Below are 23610 nucleotides of genomic sequence, written 5' to 3'. Positions count from 1 at the left end.
AATATGTGGATAGAAAACAAACTCTATTTTCTATAATTCTATCTGTAGAGCACTTAACAATTGTTTAATATTGAAACGGCTAGGCTTTAACATTTTTAAATAACTTTGTGATATTAAAAAAATAAAATAATGAATACAGGTAACATAAAGATATTATTAGTTGATGATGAGGCTGATATTCTTGAATTTCTAAGTTACAATCTCAAACGCGAGGGTTTTCAAACCTTTACTGCAAATAATGGAAAAAAGGGACTTGAATTAGCCAAGAAAATATTGCCTCAGCTTATAATTCTAGACGTGATGATGCCCGAAATGGATGGTATAGAAGCCTGTGGAGAAATAAGGTTAATTCCTGAATTAAAAAACAGCCTGATTGTTTTTCTTACTGCGCGCGCCGAAGATTACTCACAAATAGCCGGTTTTAATGCAGGCGCAGATGATTATATTACTAAACCTATTAAACCAAAGTTATTTATAAGTAAAATATATTCTATTTTAAGACGGTATTCTGACAAAAACAATCCTAACGAAACAAATCGCATTTCTAGTTTTAACGCTTTTACAATAGACGAAGAACGTTATTTAGTTATAAAAGAAGAGCAAGAAATTAATTTACCTAAAAAAGAATTCGAGCTGCTCCTATTGTTGACATCCAAACCTAATAAGGTATTTGCTCGTGAAGAAATATTCGCTAAAGTATGGGGAAATCAGGTAATAGTGGGCGATCGCACCATTGATGTTCATATGCGTAAGATTAGAGAAAAAATTGGGGTTGATTGCATTAAAACCGTAAAAGGAGTTGGTTACAAATTTAACGACTTAAAATAGGTATTGATATGCGTGAATCCACCAGATTATCACTTCGAATGACAGGAATTATTAGCCTGTTTTATTTTATGGGTTTAGCTTATATTTATCTTATTTCTAACATTGAAATTGGCTACTTCTTAGGCGTCTTTTTCATCTTTGCTATTTTTACTTTTTGGATTATTCGTCTGCATACAGAAAACTATATCTACCAAAAAATAAAAGTAATATACAAAACTATAAAAGATCAAAAACGAAATAAAAGCACCAAAATCCTTGAGCGTAAACAAGCTATACCTAGCATAGAAAATGTACACCACGAAGTAATTGCCTGGAGTAAAGAATATCAAGAAAAGATACAAGAGCTTCAAAGTTTAGAGCGTTACCGAAAAGAATATATTGGTAATATTTCGCACGAATTAAAAACTCCTCTTTTCAATATTCAGGGCTATATTTCTACTTTATTGGATGGAGGTTTAAAAGATGAAAACATAAACCTTAAATACCTTAACCGTACCGAAAAAAGTGTAGAGCGTTTAATTAAAATTGTTGAAGAACTTGATACCATTTCTAAAATTGAATCGGGAGAATTAATCTTAAATAAAAGCCGTTTTAATATTCTTGATCTGACAAAGGAAATATTTGATATCTACGAGGAAAAAGCTAACAAAAAATCTTGTCAACTTATTTTTATAAAAAAATATGACCAGCCAATCTTTGTTTATGCCGATAGAGAACATCTCCATACTCTCCTTGCTAATCTAATCAGTAACGCAATTAAATATGGTGCGGCAAAAAACGGAAAAGTCAGACTTGGTTTTTTTGAAATGGATGAAAATATCTTAATAGAAGTAAGCGATAATGGTTCGGGAATAGCAAAAGAAGAGCTATCTCGTATTTTTGAACGTTTTTACCGAACAGACAAAGCACGCTCACGCGATTTTGGAGGTACCGGACTTGGCTTAGCTATTGTTAAACATATTATCGAAGCCCACAAACAAGTAATTAATGTACGGTCCACAATTGGGCTGGGAACAACTTTTGCCTTTACATTAAAAAAAGCATAAACTTCTTTTCATTACTCTACAAGAGGCTGTTTCACGATAATTATTACCTTTGTTCAGCTAAACAAAAAAACACAAACATGAAAAAATCTCTATCTCTTATCTTAGGATTAATACTTGTATTTCAGGGCTTTAGTCAAAAAAATACCACATCAAAGATTAGTCTTAACGATATTTTTAAAAGTCGACAGTTCTACGCAAAATCTGTTCGTGGAATTGCATCTATGAAAGATGGCAACCATTATTGCCAACTAAATGCACGTGGCATAGTTGAATCGAGTTATAAAACAGGCGAAGAAACTCGGCTTATAGTAGATGCCTCAAAGTTATTTTTAGAAGATTCTACACTAATCCGTATTAATTCTTATCATTTTAACCAAGACGAAACACAAGTTTTAATATCGACAAATACCGAAGCAATTTACCGTCATAGTACTAAAGCCGATTTTTATATTTACGATTTGGCAACAAGCACATTAAAAGCACTCTCTCCTAATGGAAAACAAAGCTTAGCTACTTTTTCTCCTGATGGTTCTAAGATAGCTTTTGTACGTGAAAATAATCTGTTTTTAGTTGATTTAGAAAAAAATACAGAGCAGCAAATTACTACCGACGGAAAAATAGAAAACATTATTAATGGATCTACCGACTGGGTTTACGAAGAAGAATTTAGTTTCACCAAAGCTTTTTTCTGGTCGCCAAATGGCAAATACATTGCTTTTTACAGATTCGACGAAAGTCAAGTCAAAGAATATGAACTCACCTATTACGGTGATTTATACCCAAGACACGAAAAATACAAATACCCTAAAGCAGGAGAAGATAATTCTGTAGTGAGTATCCATACTTACTCTCTTACTACCGGTGAAATTAAAAGTATGAATATCGGAACTGAAACCGACATATATATTCCTCGAATTCAGTGGACAAATTCTGACAATGCACTATCTATATCTCGTTTAAACCGATTGCAAAATAATTTTGAGCTTCTTATAGCAGATCCTGAAACAGGAAATACAGAAACTATCTATACCGAATCAAATAAATATTATGTTGATATTACCGATGATTTGCATTTTATCTCAGGCAAAAAAGAAGCTAATCAAGGCTTTATTCTCACAAGTGAATCAGAAGGATACAAACATATATATTACTATAACATGAAGGGCGAATTGCTGAAGAAACTTACCGACGGCTCTTGGGATATCGACCGTATTTTAGGTTTCGACAGCAAAAGGAAAGTGGTTTATTTTAATGCTGCAAAGAGCTCCGCTATTAATCGAGAAGTTTATGCCGTTAGTTTAAAAGGAGAACTAAACCCCATAGAAACAACAACAGGCTGGAATTCAGTTAATTTCAGCTCAAATTTTAATTATTATATTTCCAACTGGAGCGATGCCAATCATGTTCCTGTTTACAGTTTAAAAAGCAGAAAAGGAAAGCTGATTAAAACATTGCAAGAAAATAAAGAATTAGCAGCAACTACACAAGAATTCGGGTTTTTACAAAAAGAATTTTTCAAACTTAAAAATAGCGAAAATATAGAGTTAAACGCCTACCGTATTCTTCCTCCTAACTTTGATGAGAATAAAAAATATCCTGTGTTATTTTATGTTTATGGTGGTCCGGGTTCTCAAACAGTTCAAAACCGTTGGAGTGGTAGTCGTGGTGCTTGGTATCAAATGCTAGCACAAAACGACATTATCATTGTTTCTGTTGATAATCGTGGTACGGGATTCCGTGGTGAAGAATTTAAAAAAATGACCTATTTACAATTGGGTAAATACGAAATTCAAGATCAAATTGAAGCCGCAAAACATATGGCACAACAACCTTATGTTGATGCAAGCAAAATTGCTATTTTTGGTTGGAGTTATGGTGGATATATGAGTTCTTTGGCTATGACCAAAGGTGCAGATGTTTTTAATACAGGAATTGCAGTTGCTCCGGTAACAAACTGGCGTTATTACGATAATATCTATACTGAACGTTTTATGCGTACTCCACAAGAAAATGCGGATGGGTACGACGACAACTCTCCTATTAACCACGTAGAAAAGTTAAAAGGAAACTATCTTTTAATTCATGGCGGAGCCGATGATAATGTCCATCCTCAAAATTCTTTCGATATGGTAACAGCCTTAGTTGCAGCAAACAAACAGTTCGATTATATGGCTTACCCTAACAGTAATCACGGGATTTATACGGGAAAAAACACTTCATTAAATCTATACACAAAAATGACAAACTTTTTGTTTGAACATTTGAAATAAAGAGATTTGTAAAAATATTAAAGGGCTGTCTGCTAATGCAGACAGCCTCTTTTTTAGAAATCATTCCCAAGCTCAAAACAAACCATAAGTATTAGCAAGAAACTATTACTTCGATTATCAAAAAAAAATGAAATCGTTTAAACCTCTAATTTTTTTATATTCGCAAACAAAAATACAAACATGCAAGAACTAAACTCCTTTTTAGCTAATATAGACTCATACATCGGTGGATCAACTTGGTTTGTTTTTGCTCTTTTGGGAACAGGATTATTCTTTTCTATTTATTTAAAATTTCCACAAATACGTTATTTCAATCACGCTCTTCGTATTGTAAGAGGCAAATACGATAAAGATACCGACAAAGGAGACGCCACCCACTTTCAGGCTTTAGCTACAGCACTTTCCGGAACAGTTGGAACAGGAAATATTGCGGGTGTTGCTCTTGCCATTCATTTAGGAGGTCCTGCTGCCTTATTTTGGATGCTGGTTACTGCATTTTTTGGAATGACAACCAAATTTGTAGAAGTAACCTTATCGCATAAATACCGCGAAATTGCTCCCGATGGTAGTATTAGTGGCGGACCAATGTATTATATGAAAAACCGTTTAAATATGAAATGGTTAGCAGCAATATTTGCTTTTGCTACTATTATTTCATCTTTCGGCACAGGAAATATGCCTCAAATTAATAGTATTTCAAGTTCTGTATTTTCAACTTTCGGAATCCAACCAATAATTACAGGTGGCGTTTTAGCCGTAATACTAGGTTTTGTAATTATTGGTGGTATCAAACGCATTGTAAAGGTTACAGATAAGTTGGTTCCCGGCATGGCTTTAATTTATATTGTTGGTGTTTTTTCTGTTATATTTTTCAACTGGGAAAATATTATTCCTTCCTTGGGACTTATTTTTGGTGATGTAATAAATGGAACTGCTGCAACGGGTGGGTTTCTTGGAGCCTCTTTTGCTTTTGCCTTTAATCGTGGCGTAAATCGCGGATTATTCTCCAACGAAGCCGGACAAGGCTCCGCTCCTATTGCACACGCTGCTGCAAAAGCACACGAGCCTGTATCAGAAGGTATGGTTTCTATTTTAGAGCCATTTATCGACACTATGGTTATTTGCACGCTAACCGGACTTGCACTTGTTTCATCGGGTGTTTGGAACGAAAAACAGGAAACCAATTTCCAATATTCTGAAACAAAAATTTTCAATCAAATATATGATGAAAATGATAGTGCAGATAAAAATACACTCAAAACCTATATTCTAAATCAAGAAACAGATATTGCATTTTTCTCCGGTGAGTTAGATGTTGTTGATGGTGAAATACAAAATAACTTAAGCATTTTTCATGCTCGCTCAATTGCAGAAGATGTTAAAGTATTTGATAATGGTGAAGCATATAGCGGCAAAGTTTTGGTTAAAAACGGAGATGTACAGAATACAAATCTAACTTTTAGAGGAAAATCACTTTTACACTCCGCACCTCTAACTATCCGTGCTTTCCGAAAAGGGTATTTTGGTGATTATGGAGAATATATTGTTACTATCGGCTTGCTTCTATTTGCTTTTTCAACTGCCATTGCTTGGTCGTACTACGGCGACAGAGCAGTAACCTATCTTTGGGGTTCAAAATGGGTAATGCCATATAGAGTTGTTTATATTCTTGGATTTTTTGTTGCCAGTTTTACCGATACTACAATTATCTGGACTTTTTCAGGAATTGCTATTGCTATGATGACTTTACCTAATCTTTTTGGAATCCTTATGCTTCGTAAAGAAATGAAACAAACAGTAAAAGACTACTGGACTAATTTTGAAAAAAAATAAATACGGAAAACTACAATATTGTATTATTTTGGAATAGCTGAACTTGATTATGGGTATTTTATTAATCCCACAATTATCTTACAAAAAGCTCCATTAATAAAGGAACTATCAGCATTGCAGGTAAAAGATTCACTACCTTTATTTTCTTAATCTCTAAAAGATTTATTCCTAAGCCTATAAGAATTACACCACCCACAGCGGTTACTTCGGTTATGGTTACGGGATCTATAAATTCTCCAAGTTGACTTGCCAATAATGTTAATCCCCCTTGGAATAATAGCAATGGTATAGCCGAAAATAACACTCCAACACCAAAAGCAACGGTGAGTGCAATAGAAGAAATACCATCCATCAACGATTTTACAAGAAGTAATTCAGGATTTCCTCCCATTCCTTCCTCAATGGCACCTAAAATAGTCATTGAACCTACACAAAAAAGTAAAAAAGCCGTAATTAATCCTTCACTAAAAGAATCGTTTTTACTTTTAGTTAATCGCTTTACACGATTGCCTAAAGAATTTATCCAGTCTTCAATTTTCAACACTTCTCCTAAGAGTCCACCTAAAATTAAACTAAAAATCATTACCAATAATTGCTGCCCTTCTAAAGCCATTTTAAAACCTAATACCAAAGTAAACAAGCCCATAATCTGAAATACGAGTTGAACATATCGTATAGGAAGATTTCGATGAATAATTAAACCTATTGTACTGCCTAGTATAACGGTTCCGAAATTTACAAATGTTCCTATCATCTTCTTTTTGTATTAGTTGATTGAGTTACATATTCAAATGCACCTAAGTCTGGTTTTTCATCGCGTAAAACAGCATCTAAATCAAAGGTATTTCCCATTGGGATTCCTCTATCAATTGCCGGCGATAATGTATCTAAATGAAAATCAAGTTCAAAAGGGTCAATAAATAACGGGTCTTCATTAAAAACACTATTTTGCGAATTCAAATCTGATTCAAGAGAGCTTTTAAGTAAACAATAATCAAAAAGGTAGGAAAATTCACTCTCAGTCTCGGGATATGGATCAACTAAAATTTCATCATCCATTTGACCATAAAAAATACAATCGCCAAAATAAGCTTCTTCAAGCACTCCTGTATAAACGATATCTCCTTCGGCTGTTGGCAAAATATAATAATTACTTATATGCAATAAAGGATCTTTACGAACACCATATTTCCAATAATTTCCAAAAGTGCTGTTTTTAAAACTATAGCTACCTCCGCTTGTAATATTTAATAAGCTACTGCCTGCATTAACCACTAAAAGGTTATTGGCTTCAATCTGATAGAAACGCGTAAAAATACTCCATCCCGACATATTTAAAATCTGAGTATTATTCAAAACCAAAGTGTTACCCATACTTTCGTTTAAAGTCTCAGCCTGTATTCCAATTGTTCCATTTTTAATTATAGCGTAATTAAAACTACTATTTACAGCACTCTCATTAATCCAAATCCTATCCCATTGTGCGGGTAAATCTTTATAATCCTCATCTAATCGTGTCCCTTGAAAAACAACAGGGCTCTCTGAAGTTCCATTAACCTGAATACTAGCACCTTTATAAATCCACAAACCTGAATTATTATAAAAATGAATTCGAGTACCGGGATCGACTATTAAATTAGCCATCGAATCAACTACGGCATATCCAACAACAACATAAGGTTTATCACTAGTCCATCTTACGGTCTCATTCTCTCCGGCAATAATATTTAGAGGAGGTAATCCATCAATGCTTAGATTTGGCATAATAAAGTGAGCATCTTGACCCCAAGCATATAAATCTACATCTTGTTGATTTCCATTTAGTTCAAAGATAACAGAATCTCGAACAATCATAGGAATATTCTGATTTGTCGGATCGATTGTAATTCTTACAAAAATATATAGACTGTCACCCCCTGCCAATTCAATATTATTAAATGAAGTACCACCACGACCATCAACATTAATCTGATATGGACTATTTGATCCTCCGGCAAGAGTAATTTTTGAAATAATAACACTATTATCCTCATTATTATATATTCTCAGCTGCTTAGTAACCGATCCCATAGTGGTAAAAATAGTATCGAAAGTAATAGTATCATTTGAAAAGCTCAATCGAACTGATGAATCAGTTGTTATTATATCATCCTTTCTACACGCAACCATAGCCATAAATATGACTAATAAGAATATACCAAATTGTAAAAATGTTTTAAAGCTCATAATATGTGTCAAAGATAAAGAATACCTTTACAATACGATTAAAAATTAGCCCTATTGTTAAAAACGAAAAAAATATTCAATTCAGCTTATTAGTAAGATTCTTGTAAAAAAGTTAATTTATTCACATATTTATAAATTCACAATGCCAAGGTGTTAAAAAGATGTAATTTAGTTACATATTTTATTTAGTATGGAATTTTATCGAGCAAAACAATATATAATTAATCGCCTTCATAGTGAATTGAATCCTAATCTCGTTTATCACAATTTGGAGCATACCATTAATGTATATTATGCTGCAAAAGAGCTTGCCAGACTGGAAAATGTTAATGATTACGATACTCTTTTACTACTAACAGCATCATTATATCACGATAGCGGAATGCTCATTGATTATGAAAATCATGAAGAAGAATCTATTAATATTTGCGAAAAAGAACTACCCAAATTTTCTTATTCAAACGATGAAATCAAAATAATATCAGGTTTAATCAGAAAAACTAAGCTAATGGAAAAAGCAAATTGTATTCTGGAAAATATTATTTGTGATGCTGATTTAGATTATTTGGGAAGAGATTATTTTTTTATCAGAAGTACCAAATTACGTTATGAGTGGAAGTTAATGGGAAAACATAATTATAATTTAGTTGAATGGCTTAAAATTCAAGTTGAATTCCTTGAAACCCATCAATATTACACAAAATCCGCTCAAAGACTACTCGAAAAAAACAAACAAAAAGCTGCATTAGAAATACGAAATTTGTACAAAATTTGCCAAAATAGCTAAATCATAAGCTATTCTATTTATAATTAGCTAAATAGCGGAATTTTAGTATTTTTGCACCCTCAAAAAATAAATCATGAAAAATATTCTTGCAATCGTTGGGCGACCAAATGTCGGAAAATCAACCTTTTTTAATAGGCTTACAGATTCGCGTGATGCTATTGTAGAAGAAACTAGTGGAGTAACTCGCGACAGAAACTATGGCGTTTCGCATTGGAACGGTATAGAATTTGACGTTATAGATACAGGTGGATACGTTATAGGATCCGAGGACACTTTTGAAGAAGAGATTCGCAAACAGGTTCAAATTGCCATAGACGAAACAGATGTGATTGTTTTTTTAGTGGATGTTATAGACGGAATAACACCAATGGATGAAGATGTTGCAGAAATGTTACGCAAAACGAATAAACCCGTTTTCCTTGTTTCAAACAAAGTAGACAATACCAAACGTTATTACGACTCAACAGAGTTTTATGCTCTTGGATTAGGTGAAGTATATAGTGTCTCGGCTATTAACGGAAGCGGTACGGGCGATTTACTTGATGATGTAGTAAAGAAATTCGAAGAAAAACCCGAAGAAGAAGTATCCGATTTACCAAAATTTGCTGTTGTAGGACGTCCAAACGTAGGAAAATCATCTTTTATAAACGCACTGCTTGGTGATAACAGAAATATAGTTACAAAAATTGCAGGAACTACCAGAGATACTATAAACACAGTATATAAACGCTTTGGATACGAATTTGAATTGGTAGATACTGCCGGAATTCGCAAAAAGAAAAAAGTTCATGAAAATATTGAGTTTTATTCTGTTCTCCGCTCCATAAGAGCTATTGAAAGTAGCGATGTTTGCTTTCTAATGATAGATGCTAAAGAAGGTATTGAAGCTCAAGATATTAGTATTTTAAGACTGATTCAGAAAAACAATAAAGGTCTTGTTATTGTTGTAAACAAATGGGACTTAGTTGATAAATCATCAAATACTCATTTGGAATTCAAGCAAAGGATTAAAGAAAAAATTGCTCCATTTACAGATGTTCCCATCTTGTTTGTTTCAGTACTTGATAAACAACGTTTATTTAAAGCACTTGATGCCGCAAATCTTGTTTTAGAAAATAGGAGTCGCAAAATTACAACTTCAAAACTAAACGAACATTTATTACCACTTATACAGGCAACTCCTCCTCCGGCGGCTTCACGCGATAGATATATCAAGATTAAATATATTACTCAACTTCCTTTGGCATATCCTGCCTTTGCTTTCTTTTGTAATCTACCGCAGGAAGTTAAAGACTCTTATTCACGCTTTCTTGAAAACAAGATTAGAGAAGAATACGATTTTCACGGATCACCAATTCGTTTGTATTTTAGAGATAAATAAAAAATGGACTCCATACGCATAGATAAATGGCTTTGGGCTATCAGAGCATTTAAAACACGAAGCTTAGCCACAGAAGCTTGTAAAGGTGGGCGTATAAAAATTGACGGTATTGCAGCTAAAGCTAGTCGCGATCTCAAAATTGGAGATATTATTGAATTTAAAGTGAATAACTTAAATAAAAAGATTAAAGTTGTTAAACTTATTAAAAACCGGGTAAATGCAACTCTTGCAGCTCAAAACTATGAGGACCTGACTTCGGCAGAAGAATACGAAAGGTTAGAGTTTATAAAGCAAATGAAAACGGAACGGCGCGATCGTGGAGCAGGACGACCCTCAAAAAGAGACAGACGAGATATTGAAAAGTTGAAGAATCTGTAGAAACAGATAAATGCCTTAAAAGTATAAAGCCCTGATAGAAAATCTATCAGGGCTTTATTTATATATTATTAAGAATTATATTCTGGATAAACAAATCAAACCGGCTCTACCATTTGCAAGATATACGTGATTTGAAGTTGCAGGAAGTTCAACAGGATCAATTGCAACATAGTTACAAGAATATACAGTATCCCAATGGCCAACAGCAGATAAATCAGTTTTATCTAATAAATAGAATCCACCTTGTCCGTAAGCAACATAAACATATGTACCATCTACTTTAACACCATTAGCATAACCTTTTCCATAATTAAGGAACTGATTTACAACAGCACCTGATGTAAGATCAACCTTTATAACACCATCATCTCCCATTGCTAAATAAGCATAACCCTGACTAACATCAACAGCATTTTTACCTAAATCGGTAACATCATAACCGTTTAAAGGATAATCAACAAAGCTATAAAGGTTATTCATATCGAAAACACGAATGTAAGACTGTGTTGGAGAACTTCCGTAAAGTAAAACACCATGTGTACCATCAGCATCAAATTGCTTAGCCTGAGCCACGTTAAAAGAATAATTGGTTTGAGCAGGGAAGTTTTTATTAATTGCCAATAAACCTCCACCAATAGTTGGAGTAGTAGGATGAGTTGCACTAGAAACCCAAAGATCGCTACCAGCAATAGTAATAGAATTTCCTGAAGTCCCAAAAATAGACATTTCCAAAGTAGGACCTGCAGATACAAATGGAGGAAGAGCACTTACATCAACTCTTAAAATAACTGAACCTCGATTATTATTTTCACCTGTAATCCATAAATTATTAGGATCTGAAGAACTAATTTCCATATCGTTATAATCAACAAGAGGATCATAAGCAGAACCCACTAGTGAAGGACCGGATAAATCAACAATTGCTATTTCGCCACCCCAAGCCTCAGCAGGAGTAACTTTATAGTTATTGAGATGCGAACCAACATAAACAAATCCAGATAAAGCATCTACACAACTAGCACTTAAAGTATCAGTACCGGATATATAAGGTAATAAACGCCAATCCTCATTAAAAGATACTGGGTTTAATTGTGAGGACTTATAAATATAGTTAGTCCACTCTATAGGCTCATTTACAACCGTAAATCGCTCGCTTAAAGAAGCCAAATCGTTATTCATCTCGAACGTACGATCTGTAGATGTGTCTATATCCGTTTTAGTTTTATTACAACCTGTAAAAACTAAGGCAAGGGATACAACCAGTAAAAGAACATTTTTTCTCATGGTAATATAATTTTAAGTTTAACTTCATTTTTATCTCCCGATTTGCAGACAATAATTAGACCAAACAAACAATAATCATCGTAATACATTTACTGACAGATAATTAACGATTAATGATAAATGATCCAAAAGAAAATAAATATCCATATAATGGAAATTTTCTTAATTAGATAATTTAGCAATTCTCTCCAATCGCTTGATTAATATACAAATATACAAAAATTATGATTTCACATCAAATTTAATTAAAACTGGGGTCTAAAGGGAAATTAGCCCAAAGAGCATAATCGCCTCCTAAATCCTTTAGCACATTTGCCCACATATTTTCGGCTTTATAGGATATTAGTTTATTGTGATTAACTTTTGATACAAGCCACGAATCAGTTTTCAATTCTTCATCTAATTGATTTTCTGACCAACCGGAATATCCAACAAAAAAACGTATAGATTTCGAATCGAGTAATTTACTATCTAACAAGATCTTAACATCTTCAATATTCCCGCCCCAAAACAAATCCTGACCTAAAGGCTGGCTATTCTCAATCAAATCGCCTTTGGTATGAATAAAAAATAAGTTCTTAGTGCTAACGGGGCCTCCCAAAAATACTTTCCCATCATAATGTGGAAAATCTTTAACAATCTCGTTAAACTTAAGGTCTACAGGCTTATTTAAAATAATCCCAAAAGAGCCTTCCTCATTGTGTTCCGCCAACAATACAACCGAGCGAGCAAAATAAAAATCTTGCAAACTGGGCTCCGAAATAAGAATATTCCCCTTTTCAGGTAATATATTAGTCGACTTCATTATTTTACATTTAATTTCCAACAACAATTTTTCTGATTACTAAATTAATCATTATTTCTTTCATCTAATAATCAACCACCACAAATCAAAAAAAAACCTCCAATCAAATCAATGACTGGAGGCCAATTATTATTCCCACTTAAAATTAACGCATCGCGACAAAGATAAAATATTTTTATAGACAAAAAACAACTTTGCATAAAAAAAATTGATGCGACGCCGCCTTTTTAAATTTTTTTACAAAGTTTCGTTCAGTATTAACTAATTAGCAATTTAATTTTTATTTTTTCTAAACGAATTTTAACGAATAAGCATCGAATATGGATCAAAATAGCTCATATTTTTATTTACCTCTATTTCCAAATTGCAAAAGTTTAATTTAGGGGACAAATAAAAAAAATACTCCTATGAAAAAAATTATCTCAATTCTTGTTTTTTTTGGTGTCGCAATCGTATTTAACTCTTGTAATTTTAGCACAGCAAATATTACGAATGTTAAAATGTGTACATCAATAACCGATAATCAGTGTCCTGCTGACAATCCTGTATTTAACACTAACACTCCGGAAATATTTTTGAGTTGCCATTTGAATAATGCACCCAACGATACAGATGTAGAATTTGCTTGGTTTTATTTAGGTCAAGACAAAATTCCTATTGATGCAGTTGTTCTTAATTCAGGAGAAAATATAGGTACTCTCAACCTTAACTCAAGCCTAATCAGACCTAATAATGGCTGGCCAATGGGTAATTACGAAGTTGTAATTACAATTGTAGGAACAGAAAAAGAGCCCATAACAAAATCGTTCCAAGTTCAATAATCGATTAAAAAAATGAATAAAAAACAATTTGGGCTTCTCCTACTGATAGTGGGAATTGTTGGCTTTTTCTATTTTACTAATGCCAAAAGTAATTATCGTATTTATGAGCAACGTTTTACGCAAACCAAAATCCATAAGGTAAAGCTTGAGGCTAAAGAAAGCAACAGCTATACGATGTTTTTTTGGGCTGTTGACGAAGAAACAGGGATTCAACAATGGGCTGAAATTCAATTAATCGTAAGCGTTAAAACGCAATCTGGCGAATTAATCAAAAGAGAAAAAAGAATTGCCACAGTCTCGGACTCAGAAGAAACAGGAGGAATTAAACGTGCAGAAAACGGTCTTGACTTTACCTATCAATCTAAATCAGACCAAACAATTTTAATAGAAGCAGATTTACAATCGGGAGATTATGTAGATATTGAAATTTACGAAAACCTTCCGGAAGGTCTTAACCTTTATCCGGGACTCGCCATAATTTTTGGCTTAGTTGGACTTGTTGTCTATTTAAAAGGCAGAGCAAAAAACTAATTTTAAAAGCTTAAAAAAGAATATAAAGGCATTTCATAAATTGAGATGCCCTTATTATTTTTGCATTAGAAAGCAGGATAGATTATTTGTAAGGTAATATCGTGATTACATCTATTGTTGGTCTTAGAAAACTGATCTTTTATAATCAATACTTTTGCATAAGTTCCATCCTTCAACTTAAAAACAAGAACTTCGTTTACAGGTACTTGCTGACAATCCGTAAAGCCTTTACCATCACTAATATAACCCAAAGCCGGAGCCGAGTTAACCTGATTTAACTGCGATTTTCCTGTTTTAACCCAATTACCACATAATGCCGGAAATTCTGTACACCAAGGTTCATTTAATAAATCAGCATCATCATAAGACTTAACAATCCCCTTTTTGAAATTATAATAGTTTTTAGAACCGCCAAGCTTTACGGTTTTCACTTTTGATGATGAAGCTCTCTGTGGTGCAGAAACACTATAACTTGAATTAGCTTTTCCCCATACTGTTGCTGAAGCTGAATTACGACTATTTTCGGGAGGCTTTATTTGAAATGTATTTGATTGGTCAGCAAAAACCTCAAAACTAATTGTTCCCAACACTTTGGAATCAACTTTGGCTTCAACAGTATATTTCCCTACTTTAAAAGCTCCATCCATATCAATATTAGCATAACCATATCCGTCTTGAAAATCAGGCATTTTAAATTCCTTAGATGCACCACGGATATACTGTCCCTCATAATACCAATCTACAACAAACGTACTTCCGTTTCCATTCCCTTTCCAATCATAAACCACCCAAATATTAGGGGTTGCTACAGGAAACCTCTTCTTCTCAACAGTAATATCATAATCATCAGTTATTCTATCACTAATTTTGAATGCTATCAATTCAATTTGAGGTTCTTGTTTAGCTACATATCTTGGCTTATTTACTTTTGGAATTAAGGTAAATGTATTTAAAACGGCATCGCCTTTCGCACTATACTGATTATAAACTTCTATAGGAATCAAACTCCAAAGAATGTAAGAATAATCTCGAGTAACAGCATAAAACGCTCCAATACCAACCGTTAAACCATTTATTGTAGTTTTATATCCTGCAAACTTACCGGAAGTCCCATTTAATGTATAATCTTCAAAAGCTAAACGTTGTGCTCCCGGCAGTCCGGAACTTTCAAAAACTTGAGCCAAAATATCGGGAGTAAACCCCTCTCCTGTCTCAAAAGCTCTTACTTCAACAAAAACATTCTCTGTTGGATCTAAAAAATCATGTACCCTATCAGTACCATCCTGAGTTTTATCTTTGCTCCAAGCATTTGGAACTTTTATTTTAAATCCATATTCCGTATCAGTAACCCACTGAGCATCAACTACTGTAGTTAAAAATATCAGCATAAATAAAATACTTAAACTGCGAACTTTACTTTTCATCTTATTTGTTTTAGTGAATTAATATTAAGCTTCTAAAAGCACATGTTTTTCCTTTAAAGGTATTGATATTGAAAGAGAACCAAGTAAGTAAATCTATATTCGATCTGCTTAACTGTATATTTGGGTTTATCTAATCCATATTCGTTTCTTTATTTGCTACTTTTGCAAAAAAATTAATATGAATAACACCCACGAATTGTTAACCATAAGCTTATTGTATTTTACTTCTTTTTTTACACTTATAAACCCTTTGGGTTCTATGCCTGTTTTCCTAACAATGACATCGAACTTAAGTAAAGCCGAACGTACCAAAACAGCATTAAAAGCTGTATTAACTGCATTTATTACATTAATGATATTTGCATTTGGAGGACAAATGCTTTTTGATTTTTTTGGTATTTCGGTAAATAGTTTTCGTATTGCCGGTGGGATAATTTTCTTTATGATGGGATACGATATGCTTAATGCCCGTTTAAGTTCGCTTAAGAATATTCCTCAAGAAAACATTAAGGATTATGTAGATGATATTTCTGTTACTCCTTTGGGAATTCCAATGATAGCCGGACCTGGAGCCATTACTAACTCTATTGTTTTGATGGAAGATTCAAACAGCTTTACTTTGAAAGCTATATTATTCGGCACTATTATTTTTACTATGTTATTAACACTTATAATCTATTTAGGAGGTAGTAGAATAACAAAAATATTAGGTGAAACGGGAAACAAAATAATGCTAAAACTAATGGGACTAATAGTAATGGTAATTGCTGTTGAATTCTTTTTTGCCGGATTAGGACCTATACTGCGAGATATATTAGCTCCTGCTTAAACATAGCTCTCAATATCTTTAACCTCTATCTTGCTTCCGGCTAAAATAACGAGTCGCTCCACCACATTACGCAATTCACGAATATTCCCTGACCAAAATTTTTCTTGTAACGCAACGATTGCCTTATCGCTTATTTCAGTTTTCTTTTTTCTTTGTGCTTCGGCAATATCTCTAAGAAAATAATCAACCAATAATGGTATATCCTCTTTACGCTCACGAAGAGGAGGCACTTCAATTAAAATAACACTAAGTCGATGATAAAGGTCTTCTCTAAAATTATTTTTTGCTATTTCTTCCTTTATTTTTTTATTTGTTGCAGCAATAATACGAACATCAACAGGGATATCCTTCTCTCCACCTACTCTAACAATTTTATTTTCTTGCAAGGCGCGTAAAACTTTAGCTTGTGCCGATAAGCTCATATCTCCAATTTCATCGAGGAATAATGTTCCTCCATTTGCAAGTTCAAAGTCGCCTTTACGTTGTTTTACAGCCGATGTAAAAGAACCTTTCTCATGGCCAAATAGCTGACTCTCTATTAACTCAGAAGGAATAGCTGCGCAATTTACTTCTACAAATGGGGCTTTAGAACGATTGCTAGCCTCATATATAGCTCTTGCAACCAATTCTTTCCCTGTTCCATTTTCGCCGGTAATAAATACTCGCGCCTGTGTTGGAGCAACTTTGTCTATCAAAATACGGAGCTGTTTCATAGAATCAGACTCACCTATCATATTATATTTATTGCTAACCTTTTTTCGTAATTTTTTGGTTTCTACTTCCAGCTTGCCTTTTTCCATAGCATTCCGTAAAGCAATTAATAAGCGGTTAAGATCTAATGGCTTAGCAATATAATCATAGGCACCTTTTTTAATAGCCTCAACAGCTAATTCAATAGTGCCATGACCAGAAATCACAATAAAAGGAGTCTCCGTTAATTTCATAGCTTCATGTAAAACTTCCATACCATCTTTACCCGGCATTTTTACATCGCATAAAATAACATCAAATTCACTCTGTTCAATCATAGAAATACCTTCAAAGCCATCTGAGGCAAGAGTTACTTCATATTTTTCAAATTCAAGTATCTCTTTAATTGCATTTCTAATACTTCTCTCATCGTCGATTACTAAAATTTTAGCCATAAAATTATCTTTATACAAATGTACCTTTTTTAGTTGCAAGCACAAATATCATAACATATTTTCACATTATTTACATTATAAATTACCGGGATTTTTATCTTTGTGAAATAAAAAATTATCAAACAATTTAAAAGCTTCGCTTTCGTTTATTAAATTAAAAAGCCGATAATAGTGCAAAATCGTTTTACTACTTATATCTTAATTTTATTCTTTATTCCTTTATCTGTTTTTTCGCAAAGCGAATCAGGAACTACTTATGCATTTTTGAACTTACCTTTTTCTGCAAGAAGCATCGCTTTAGGAGGCAATTTTCAAAGCGTATACGATAATGATATTAGCTTGGCAGTAGAAAATCCTTCTTTAATATCTGCAAATATGCATAATCAGTTACAATTTAATTTTGTTGATTATTTTTCTAATATCAATTACGGCTCAGTAAGCTACGGCAGAACAATTGAAAAACTCGGTACTTTTGTGGCTAGTATGCAATTTATGGATTATGGAGAATTTGATTATGCAAGCGAAACTGGAGACCGATACGGAAGCTTTACAGCTAACGACTATGCTTTGAATATTGGCTGGAGTAGAGCATTAGATTCTACCTTTTTTATCGGTGCAAATCTTAAAGGACTTTATTCCAGTTACGAATCATATAATTCCTTTGGTATTGCCGTTGATGTTGCCGCAACTTATATATTGACAGCAAGAAAGATGAGTGCCAGTATTATTTTCAGGAATATTGGGACCCAAATTAAAACATATACACCAAATACTCGTGAGAATCTTCCTTTTGAAATTCAAGCAGGCTTTTCTAAAGAATTAGCACACTTGCCATTACGTTTTTCTGTTTTACTTACAAATTTACAAAGGTGGGATCTCAGTTATACCGACGTTTTTGCCGACCAAGCAAATTCTTTTATTAATGATGAAGATATTAATCAAAGCACAGGAATAGATGATTTTGCCGATAAGTTAATGAGACATATTGTAATCGGGGCTGAGCTAAAGCCTATGAAAGCACTAAGTCTAAGATTAGGCTACAACTACCTAAAACGCAAAGAGATGACTATCCCTAGCCGTTTATCTACAGTTGGTTTTTCTTGGGGCTTTGGATTAAATATTTATAAATTCCAAATAAGCTACGCACGCAATGCTCAACATTTAGTTGCCTCACCTAATTATTTAAGTATTGCAACTAATTTAAGTCAGTTTATTGGTAAATAATTCAGCCTTAATATTTTTCTTTTAAATATCTTTGATTTGAATCAAGAGATTCGTATTTTTGGACTTTAAAATACCATTAGTCGAAAAAATGAATACTTATGGCCAATAAATTAAAAGTCAAGGAATTAATAATAGAAGTTGCTCGCGATGTATTTAGTAGATACGGCTACAAAAAGACTACTATGGACGACATTGCCGTTGGTGCAAGAAAAGGCAAAAGCTCCATTTATTACTATTTTAAGAGTAAAGAAGAAATCTATGAAGCGGTTGTCGATGCTGAATCTAATATATTATTTAATAATATTTTAAATCAAATTAAGCAACCTGTTCCTGCCAATGAAAAGTTCAAGCTATATATTTTTACAAGACTAAATAAGATTCGAGAATTAAATAACTTTTACGAAGTAATAAAAAGCGAATCATTACATCAACTTGACTTTATTGTAGAACTGAGAAAAAAATACCATAAAAGAGAAATTAATATACTACAGGACATCCTTATTGAAGGTGTAAAAAGTCGTGAATTTTCCATACAAGACCCCGAATTGGCTGCAATTGCATTAGTAACAGCTATTAAAGGTTTGGAAACTCCTCTATTAATAAAAGGGGAGAAAAGAAATATGGAAAAAAGGATAGATTACGTTCTTCGTATTCTCTTCTTTGGTATAATGCGACGCTGATAGCACATCATAAATCGGCTCAAGTAGCGATTTAAAAATAATTTTATTTTCTTGCTTTAATTTTCCGAAAACGTAAAGCCATCACTCCAAAAACAGCTTCACGGAAAATGCTTTTATTCATTTTTGATTCTCCCAAAGTACGATCGGTAAATATTATGGGGACTTCAATAATCTTAAATTTAAGTTTTGTAACCGAATATTTCATCTCGATCTGAAAACCATATCCTGTTAAACGAACAGCATCAAGATCCATTGTTTCCAACACATTGCGTTTATAGCACATAAAACCCGCTGTTGTATCTCTAATATTTAAGCCTGTAACCAAACGAACGTAAGCAGATGCATAATACGACATTAAAACACGACCCATAGGCCAATTAACTACGTTTACACCGGTAATATAACGAGAACCTATAGCAGCATCATTTCCATCTACTTTGGTAGCATTATACAAACGAAGTAAATCCTCAGGATTATGAGAAAAATCAGCATCCATTTCAAACACAAAGTCGTAAGTACGCTTTAAAGCCCACTTAAAACCGTGAATATATGCGGTTCCCAAGCCAAGCTTTCCTTTACGCTCTTCAATAAAAAGCTGTTCCGGAAACTCTTCCATCAACCGCTTAACAATATCAGCTGTACCGTCGGGCGAATTATCCTCAATTACCAGTATATGAAAATCTTTGGAAAGCGAGAAAACAGCACGAATAATACTTTCTATATTCTCTTTCTCGTTATAAGTTGGGATAATGACTATGCTATCGGACACGGTATCTTTTTAAAATGAGCTGCGAAATTACAAATTATTTACGTCTTAAAAAGGTAGAAAATGTTAAGAAATCAAGTATATTATTTTTTGAATTACAGATTAAAATTCCAGCTCCCCTTTTCCTTGTCGGATAATCTCTATACCACCACCGTTGCAATCTACCACGGTAGAAGCCATATTACCACTAAATCCTGCATCAATCACAATATCTACTTTGTCTCCCCACGCATCATAAAGAATTTCAGGATCAGTTTCATATTCGATAATGCTATCATCAGCATGGATAGAAGCCGAAAACATTGGATTTCCAAGCATTCTCACAATTTCCATGGGAATGGGATGATTCGGAATACGAATACCAATACTCTTCTTCCTATTTTGAAATAATTTAGGAATTTGATTATTAGCCTCTAGAATAAAAGTAAAAGGACCCGGTAAATGCTTCTTCAGAAGCTTGAATGTAGTTTTATCAAAGGGACGTGTATAATTTGAAAGATGAGTTAAGTCGTTAAATACTAAAGAAAAATTCGCTTTTTCCTTTTTAATCCCTTTGAGACGAGCAATTTTATCTAGTGCTTTCATACTCAAACTATTTCCTCCAAAACTATAAACAGTATCTGTTGGATAAATAATAACTCCTCCATCCATTAAACACTCATAAATAGTGGATAAATGTCGTTGTGATGGATTTTCCGGATATAGTTTTACAAGCATAACTTTGTCTTTAAAGCATACAAATCTAAAACAAAATTTGGCATTTTACTTGAAAATCAATTTGCTTCTGTTATTTTTGCCCGAGTAAAAAATTCTAATCCTATGAGTTCTATCGTTACCACTTTTAAAAAATTCCCTCGTACTTTCTGGATTGCTAACTCTATGGAGCTATTTGAGCGTTGGGCTTGGTATGGTTTATTTACTGTATTAGCACTATATCTTACTCAGTCTACAGATACAGGAGCTTTAGGATTTAGCCAAACACAAAAGGGAAGTATTATGGGGACTGTGACCGCCATTTTATATTTTCTTCCACTATTTACAGGTGCTCTTGCCGATCGCTTTGGCTACAAAAAAATGCTCATTATTGCATTTGTAATTTTAGCCTCCTCGTATTATCTAATGGGACAATTTAGAAGTTATACGGCTGTTTATGTTACGTTTTTATTTGTCGCACTTGGAGCCGCAATTTTTAAACCAATAGTATCAGCAACAGTTACAAAAACAACTGACGAATCTACATCATCCATAGGATTTGGAATATTTTATATGATAGTGAATATTGGTGGTTTTATAGGTCCGGTATTTTCATCAAAATTAAGACATATTTATGGTTGGCATATTGTTTTCTTGATGGCAGCATCTGCAATTCTTGTCAATATTGTACTGGTACTTCTTTTTTATAAAGAGCCTGACAGGGTTAAGAATTCAGATCCATTTCTCATCTCTCTGACAAAGTCACTTAAAAATATTGTTGTTGCTCTTTCAGACATAAAGCTTACATTGTTTCTAATAATTATGATTGGCTTTTGGACTATGTTTAACCAACTGTTCTATACATTACCAAACTTTATTGATCAATGGGTAAATACCGAGATGATCTATGACTGGATTAATAGCTTCTCTCCCACAATAGCTTCTGCAGTAGGAACAAAGGAAGGTATAATTGCTCCAGAAATGATGGTGAATTTAGATGCCGGATTTATCATTCTCTTTCAAATTATTATTTCTACACTCGTAATGAAACTAAAACCTATAAATGCTATAATAACAGGTATTGCTGTCATGTCTGTGGGTATTGGCTTATCATTCGGAACCAATAATGGTTTTTATATCATAGCTGCTATTCTTATCTTTTCTTTAGGAGAAATGGCAAGTTCACCAAAATTTACAGAATATATTGGACGCATTGCTCCAAAAAATAAAGAAGCATTATATATGGGGACTTCTTTTTTACCAGTAGCCGTTGGTAACTACCTTGCGGGTATTTTTTCAGGTCCTGTTTACCAATCAACATCCGACAAAGTAAGTTTGCTACAAATAGAAATGGCAAAACGCGGTTTGGATATACCTGCTATCAGTCAATCTTTTACACAAAACGATTATTTTAAAAAAGCAGCCGAATTGCTACACACCGACCAAAGAGGTTTAACAAATATGCTTTGGGACACTTATCACCCTTATAGTATTTGGATAATCTTCAGTACCATTGGAGTTGGAACTATTATTGCACTATTTTTATACAATCAATTTGTACTTGGTAAAACCGAGAAGAATTAGCTAAAATAAAAAGAGCCCCTTAAAAGCAATTTACGACCTGCCTTTCGGGATAATCGCTATTGGTATTTTTACCTTATTTTAAACACGCTAACAGCTCTCAAAAGTTCTCCTTGCTCAAAGATACCTGCCGTAATAATACTGTCTTGCGAAGAAACTGATATTGGACCTTCATATAAAAATGAAGTGGTATCAGGCTCTAAACCATTTAGCGCATAGTAAATCTTAGCTTGATATTGCTCAGAGATAATCTCCACCTTTTTTTGATTTTCAACACTATCAAAACTCATTTCAAAACTAAGGCGATAAGTCCCTTTGGAATAGCGATATCCTTTTTTATCAAAAAGCTTAAAATGATCTTGAAGTCGTTCTTGAAAAGCAGACCAATTTTTAGCATCTTTCTTTCCCCAGAGAACTTCTGAAAGCGCTAGCATTCGTGGTAAGATCATATATTCCACCTGATCTGTTGTATGCATATACTCTGTCCATACATTTCCTTGAGCGCCTAAAATCAATTCTTTCTGCTCGGTAAACAAATCTTCGGGAACAGGTTCAAATTCATAGACTTTCTTTAAAGAAGTATATCCACCAATGGCCTTGGGTTCAAAATCCTTATCCGCTTGATAGTGGTCGAAATAACAGTGCGTTCCCGGAGTCATAACCACATGGTTTCCCTGACGAGCAGCAGCAATTCCTCCGGTCATTCCTCGCCACGACATTACCGTAGCATTCTTGGCTAAACCACCTTCTAAAATCTCATCCCAGCCTAATAATTTTTTTCCTTTTGAACTCAGGTATTTATCAATTCGTTTGATAAAATAACTTTGCAATTCGTGTTCATTTTCCAAACCTTCTTTTTGCATTCTGGCTTGGCATTTCGCACACTCCTCCCAACGGTCTTTTGGAGCTTCATCGCCACCAATATGAATATAAGAACCTGGGAATAAATCGATAACCTCATCCAACACATCTTCAATGAATTCAAAAGTTTTATCATTTCCCGCACAATAAATATCTTTAAAAACGCCCCAATGATTAGGCACTTCCTGCAGATCACCAGTACAAGAGAGTTCAGGAT

The 23610-nt window shown here is 33.6% G+C and carries 22 protein-coding genes; 13 read left to right on the top strand and 9 right to left on the bottom strand.

What is annotated here, in order from left to right:
• Positions 1-129 precede the first annotated feature (129 nt).
• From J7K39_11370 to J7K39_11355, 4 genes are all read left to right on the top strand, one after another.
• Positions 130-828: a response regulator transcription factor gene (locus tag J7K39_11370; protein ID MCD6180490.1), complete on the top strand. Its 699-nt coding sequence runs from the start codon at positions 130-132 to the stop codon at positions 826-828.
• 8 nt (positions 829-836) lie between these two features.
• Entirely contained in the window at positions 837-1874 is a 1038-nt protein-coding gene (locus tag J7K39_11365; GenBank protein MCD6180489.1) for a sensor histidine kinase, read from the top strand.
• Between the two features lie 77 nt (positions 1875-1951).
• Complete coding sequence (locus tag J7K39_11360) at positions 1952-4144, top strand: S9 family peptidase (protein MCD6180488.1); 2193 nt, start codon at positions 1952-1954, stop codon at positions 4142-4144.
• A 180-nt stretch (positions 4145-4324) separates the two neighbouring features.
• Positions 4325-5977: a sodium:alanine symporter family protein gene (locus J7K39_11355; protein MCD6180487.1), complete on the top strand. Its 1653-nt coding sequence runs from the start codon at positions 4325-4327 to the stop codon at positions 5975-5977.
• A gap of 73 nt (positions 5978-6050) precedes the next feature.
• On the opposite strand, the gene J7K39_11350 is transcribed toward J7K39_11355, so the two are convergent.
• Entirely contained in the window at positions 6051-6731 is a 681-nt protein-coding gene (locus J7K39_11350) for a DUF554 domain-containing protein (protein MCD6180486.1), read from the bottom strand.
• A complete protein-coding gene (locus tag J7K39_11345) occupies positions 6728-8203 on the bottom strand; it encodes a hypothetical protein (GenBank protein ID MCD6180485.1) in 1476 nt (491 codons plus the stop codon). The genes J7K39_11350 and J7K39_11345 overlap by 4 nt, the downstream gene beginning before the upstream one ends.
• Before the next feature lie 190 nt (positions 8204-8393).
• Between J7K39_11345 and J7K39_11340 the strand changes: the two genes are divergently transcribed.
• From J7K39_11340 to J7K39_11330, 3 genes are all read left to right on the top strand, one after another.
• Complete coding sequence (locus tag J7K39_11340) at positions 8394-8990, top strand: HD domain-containing protein (GenBank protein MCD6180484.1); 597 nt, start codon at positions 8394-8396, stop codon at positions 8988-8990.
• A 73-nt stretch (positions 8991-9063) separates the two neighbouring features.
• Entirely contained in the window at positions 9064-10371 is a 1308-nt protein-coding gene (gene der / locus J7K39_11335) for a ribosome biogenesis GTPase Der (protein MCD6180483.1), read from the top strand.
• A gap of 3 nt (positions 10372-10374) precedes the next feature.
• Positions 10375-10749 (top strand): RNA-binding S4 domain-containing protein, encoded by a 375-nt coding sequence (locus tag J7K39_11330; protein ID MCD6180482.1) that lies wholly within the window; start codon positions 10375-10377, stop codon positions 10747-10749.
• Positions 10750-10824: 75 nt separating this feature from the next.
• Here the strand turns inward: J7K39_11330 and J7K39_11325 are convergent, their stop codons facing one another.
• Both J7K39_11325 and J7K39_11320 read right to left on the bottom strand, forming a co-directional pair.
• Positions 10825-12033, bottom strand: a complete 1209-nt coding sequence (locus J7K39_11325) for a hypothetical protein (protein MCD6180481.1) — start codon at positions 12031-12033, stop codon at positions 10825-10827.
• Between the two features lie 241 nt (positions 12034-12274).
• Positions 12275-12838, bottom strand: coding sequence for a YqgE/AlgH family protein (locus tag J7K39_11320; protein MCD6180480.1), 564 nt, complete (start codon positions 12836-12838; stop codon positions 12275-12277).
• Positions 12839-13245: 407 nt separating this feature from the next.
• Between J7K39_11320 and J7K39_11315 the strand changes: the two genes are divergently transcribed.
• Positions 13246-13659, top strand: a complete 414-nt coding sequence (locus J7K39_11315; protein ID MCD6180479.1) for a hypothetical protein — start codon at positions 13246-13248, stop codon at positions 13657-13659.
• A gap of 12 nt (positions 13660-13671) precedes the next feature.
• On the top strand, positions 13672-14190 hold the full coding sequence (locus J7K39_11310; GenBank protein MCD6180478.1) for a hypothetical protein: 519 nt from the start codon (positions 13672-13674) through the stop codon (positions 14188-14190).
• Positions 14191-14255: 65 nt separating this feature from the next.
• Here the strand turns inward: J7K39_11310 and J7K39_11305 are convergent, their stop codons facing one another.
• A complete protein-coding gene (locus J7K39_11305) occupies positions 14256-15614 on the bottom strand; it encodes a hypothetical protein (GenBank protein MCD6180477.1) in 1359 nt (452 codons plus the stop codon).
• Positions 15615-15792: 178 nt separating this feature from the next.
• Between J7K39_11305 and J7K39_11300 the strand changes: the two genes are divergently transcribed.
• A complete protein-coding gene (locus J7K39_11300; protein MCD6180476.1) occupies positions 15793-16443 on the top strand; it encodes an NAAT family transporter in 651 nt (216 codons plus the stop codon).
• Here J7K39_11300 and J7K39_11295 read toward each other — a convergent pair.
• Positions 16440-17588: a sigma-54-dependent Fis family transcriptional regulator gene (locus J7K39_11295; GenBank protein MCD6180475.1), complete on the bottom strand. Its 1149-nt coding sequence runs from the start codon at positions 17586-17588 to the stop codon at positions 16440-16442. The genes J7K39_11300 and J7K39_11295 overlap by 4 nt on opposite strands.
• A 171-nt stretch (positions 17589-17759) precedes the next feature.
• Here J7K39_11295 and porQ point away from each other — a divergent pair, with 171 nt between their 5' ends.
• Together porQ and J7K39_11285 are read left to right on the top strand one after the other, a co-directional pair.
• Positions 17760-18812 carry a type IX secretion system protein PorQ gene (gene porQ / locus J7K39_11290; protein ID MCD6180474.1) on the top strand — a complete coding sequence of 351 codons (1053 nt, stop codon included), beginning with the start codon at positions 17760-17762 and terminating at the stop codon, positions 18810-18812.
• 98 nt (positions 18813-18910) lie between these two features.
• Positions 18911-19492 carry a TetR/AcrR family transcriptional regulator gene (locus tag J7K39_11285; GenBank protein MCD6180473.1) on the top strand — a complete coding sequence of 194 codons (582 nt, stop codon included), beginning with the start codon at positions 18911-18913 and terminating at the stop codon, positions 19490-19492.
• Between the two features lie 43 nt (positions 19493-19535).
• On the opposite strand, the gene J7K39_11280 is transcribed toward J7K39_11285, so the two are convergent.
• Complete coding sequence (locus J7K39_11280) at positions 19536-20261, bottom strand: polyprenol monophosphomannose synthase (GenBank protein ID MCD6180472.1); 726 nt, start codon at positions 20259-20261, stop codon at positions 19536-19538.
• Between the two features lie 99 nt (positions 20262-20360).
• Positions 20361-20975, bottom strand: coding sequence for a threonylcarbamoyl-AMP synthase (locus J7K39_11275; protein ID MCD6180471.1), 615 nt, complete (start codon positions 20973-20975; stop codon positions 20361-20363).
• A 102-nt stretch (positions 20976-21077) separates the two neighbouring features.
• Here J7K39_11275 and J7K39_11270 point away from each other — a divergent pair, with 102 nt between their 5' ends.
• A complete protein-coding gene (locus tag J7K39_11270) occupies positions 21078-22535 on the top strand; it encodes an MFS transporter (GenBank protein ID MCD6180470.1) in 1458 nt (485 codons plus the stop codon).
• A 68-nt stretch (positions 22536-22603) separates the two neighbouring features.
• Here J7K39_11270 and J7K39_11265 read toward each other — a convergent pair.
• On the bottom strand, positions 22604-23610 hold a 1007-nt coding region (locus J7K39_11265), incomplete at its 5' end, for a family 20 glycosylhydrolase (protein MCD6180469.1).

The sequence above is a fragment of the Bacteroidales bacterium genome, assembly GCA_021157585.1.
Lineage (GTDB): Bacteria > Bacteroidota > Bacteroidia > Bacteroidales > UBA12170 > UBA12170.
The sequence above is the reverse complement of the archived record's forward strand: the minus strand, read 5'-3'. Positions and strand labels throughout refer to the sequence as shown.

Bases quoted from the DNA above. Each gene is read 5' to 3' on its own strand.
- J7K39_11270 (MCD6180470.1), top strand. From the start codon at position 21,078: ATGAGTTCTATCGTTACCACTTTTAAAAAATTCCCTCGTACTTTCTGG.
- J7K39_11300 (MCD6180476.1), top strand. From the start codon at position 15,793: ATGAATAACACCCACGAATTGTTAACCATAAGCTTATTGTATTTTACT.
- J7K39_11350 (MCD6180486.1), bottom strand. From the start codon at position 6,731: ATGATAGGAACATTTGTAAATTTCGGAACCGTTATACTAGGCAGTACA.
- J7K39_11360 (MCD6180488.1), top strand. From the start codon at position 1,952: ATGAAAAAATCTCTATCTCTTATCTTAGGATTAATACTTGTATTTCAG.
- J7K39_11295 (MCD6180475.1), bottom strand. From the start codon at position 17,588: ATGGCTAAAATTTTAGTAATCGACGATGAGAGAAGTATTAGAAATGCA.
- J7K39_11340 (MCD6180484.1), top strand. From the start codon at position 8,394: ATGGAATTTTATCGAGCAAAACAATATATAATTAATCGCCTTCATAGT.
- J7K39_11370 (MCD6180490.1), top strand. From the start codon at position 130: ATGAATACAGGTAACATAAAGATATTATTAGTTGATGATGAGGCTGAT.
- J7K39_11275 (MCD6180471.1), bottom strand. From the start codon at position 20,975: ATGCTTGTAAAACTATATCCGGAAAATCCATCACAACGACATTTATCC.
- J7K39_11365 (MCD6180489.1), top strand. From the start codon at position 837: ATGCGTGAATCCACCAGATTATCACTTCGAATGACAGGAATTATTAGC.
- J7K39_11315 (MCD6180479.1), top strand. From the start codon at position 13,246: ATGAAAAAAATTATCTCAATTCTTGTTTTTTTTGGTGTCGCAATCGTA.
- der (MCD6180483.1), top strand. From the start codon at position 9,064: ATGAAAAATATTCTTGCAATCGTTGGGCGACCAAATGTCGGAAAATCA.
- J7K39_11285 (MCD6180473.1), top strand. From the start codon at position 18,911: ATGGCCAATAAATTAAAAGTCAAGGAATTAATAATAGAAGTTGCTCGC.
- J7K39_11320 (MCD6180480.1), bottom strand. From the start codon at position 12,838: ATGAAGTCGACTAATATATTACCTGAAAAGGGGAATATTCTTATTTCG.
- J7K39_11305 (MCD6180477.1), bottom strand. From the start codon at position 15,614: ATGAAAAGTAAAGTTCGCAGTTTAAGTATTTTATTTATGCTGATATTT.
- J7K39_11310 (MCD6180478.1), top strand. From the start codon at position 13,672: ATGAATAAAAAACAATTTGGGCTTCTCCTACTGATAGTGGGAATTGTT.
- J7K39_11345 (MCD6180485.1), bottom strand. From the start codon at position 8,203: ATGAGCTTTAAAACATTTTTACAATTTGGTATATTCTTATTAGTCATA.
- J7K39_11330 (MCD6180482.1), top strand. From the start codon at position 10,375: ATGGACTCCATACGCATAGATAAATGGCTTTGGGCTATCAGAGCATTT.
- J7K39_11325 (MCD6180481.1), bottom strand. From the start codon at position 12,033: ATGAGAAAAAATGTTCTTTTACTGGTTGTATCCCTTGCCTTAGTTTTT.
- J7K39_11355 (MCD6180487.1), top strand. From the start codon at position 4,325: ATGCAAGAACTAAACTCCTTTTTAGCTAATATAGACTCATACATCGGT.